The sequence below is a fragment of the Methylobacterium sp. CCH7-A2 genome (assembly GCF_001557075.1).
GTDB classification, from domain to species: Bacteria; Pseudomonadota; Alphaproteobacteria; order Rhizobiales; family Beijerinckiaceae; genus Allobosea; species Allobosea massiliensis.
The window spans coordinates 1-1,544 of record NZ_LSKN01000155.1; the positions used below are offsets into that span (position 1 = coordinate 1).

General features: G+C 65.0%; 3 protein-coding genes. All 3 read right to left on the reverse strand.

Annotation, left to right across the window (positions count from 1 at the left end; all coding sequences use genetic code 11):
* Window positions 1-700 (reverse strand): IS66 family transposase zinc-finger binding domain-containing protein (locus tag AX750_RS12640; protein ID WP_156462450.1); only part of this gene is annotated, 700 nt, incomplete at its 3' end.
* A gap of 45 nt (window positions 701-745) precedes the next feature.
* Window positions 746-1,093 carry an IS66 family insertion sequence element accessory protein TnpB gene (tnpB, locus tag AX750_RS12645; RefSeq protein WP_066719869.1) on the reverse strand — a complete coding sequence of 116 codons (348 nt, stop codon included), beginning with the start codon at window positions 1,091-1,093 and terminating at the stop codon, window positions 746-748.
* Window positions 1,090-1,485: a transposase gene (locus AX750_RS12650; RefSeq protein WP_054209694.1), complete on the reverse strand. Its 396-nt coding sequence runs from the start codon at window positions 1,483-1,485 to the stop codon at window positions 1,090-1,092. Before AX750_RS12650 ends, tnpB begins: the two co-directional genes overlap by 4 nt.
* Window positions 1,486-1,544 lie beyond the last annotated feature (59 nt).

Below are 1,544 nucleotides of genomic sequence, written 5' to 3' on the forward strand. Positions count from 1 at the left end.
GGTCGGCCAGCGTCGATAGCGGCAGATCGATCCCCTCGGCCTTGAAGCGCGCGCTCTGACGGTTGAGCGGAGCGTGCATGCCGAACTTGTCGAAGAGGATCGTCGCCAGCAATTGCGGGCCGATGAAGCCGCGCGGTGTCGCATGGAACGGCGCCGGTGGCTGGCTGACCTTCCCGCAATCCCGGCAGCTGAACTTCTCGCGCACCGTTTCGATCAGTTTGAAGCGGCGCGGGATTTCCTCCAGCGTCTGCGTCACGTCCTCGCCCAGCTTCGACAGCCGCGATCCCCCGCAGCACGCGCAGGCAGAGGGTGGATCGATGATGATCCGCTCGCGCTCGATGTCCTCCGGCCAGGGCTTGCGCACCGGCCGCTTGCGCGTGAAGGCGCGCACCGTCCCGCTCTTCGTCGCCGCGGCGGCGGCGGCAAGCTCGTCCTCGCTCGCCGCGGTCACGAGTTCGTCGAGCTGAAGTTCCATCTGCTCGATCAGCCGCGCCGTGCGTTCGGAACGCTGGCCGTATTTCTCGCGCTTCAGCTTCTCGATCATCAGCTGCAGATGCGCGATCAACGCCTCGGTGTCCGAGAGTTTTGCCTGCGCGCTGGCGGCCACGGCTTCGGCCTGCAACCGCGCCTCGCGTTCGGACCGTAGCGCCGCAAGGGCACTCGCGAGATCGCAAGGAAGATCGTCCGGCTTCATCATCACGAAGCCAGTGAATCAGATTTTTCCTGCGATTTCAAAAGCTAAATGCTAGCCGACCCGCATCGGACGCCAGGTTTCCCGGGGTGCGCGCCAGTCGATTCCCGACAAAAGATAGCCAAGCTGCGCCGTCGAGATCGTCACTGCCCCATCCGCCGGGCTCGGCCACAAAAACCGCCCCCGCTCCAGCCGTTTTGTGAACAGGCAGGCCCCTTGGCCGTCATGCCAGATCACCTTCAAAAGATCGCCGCGGCGCCCTCGGAAACAGAACAGATGCCCGCTCAGCGGATCACGGCGAAGCACTTCCTGAACCTGCAGCGACAGGCCCGGAAAGCCCCGGCGCATGTCGGTGTAGCCCGTCGCCAGCCAGACCCGCACCCCAGGCGGAACCGGGATCATCGCAGCGTCTCCAGGCCGCGGACAATCCGAAGCAGCGCATCGACATCAACGCGTCCGTCGACGACGATACGCCGCCCGTTCGACGTCACGATCTCGATCCGGCTGCCATCCACCGGCGGCGGGCTCGTCGTCGCCGTCACCTCCGGCACGATCACAGCCGGAATGAAGCCAGCGCTCGAAGCCGGACCAAGCCGCCCGGCACGTGCGGCATCGCGCCAATCGTTCAACTGAGAGCGCGTGATCGCGTACTTGCGCGCCGTTGCCGAGCCCAGTCGCCGACCCGAATAGCTCTCCTCAACGATCCGCAGCTTCGCTTCATCGCTAAAGCGCCGCCGACCGCCCCGTTCAACGATCTCAAGCCGACTGATCGGCGTGCCTGTATAGACGTCCATACAGACACAGTCTCACCCCCAAGCATCAATCCTCAAGACGGCCGCCCTCGTAGGGGTAC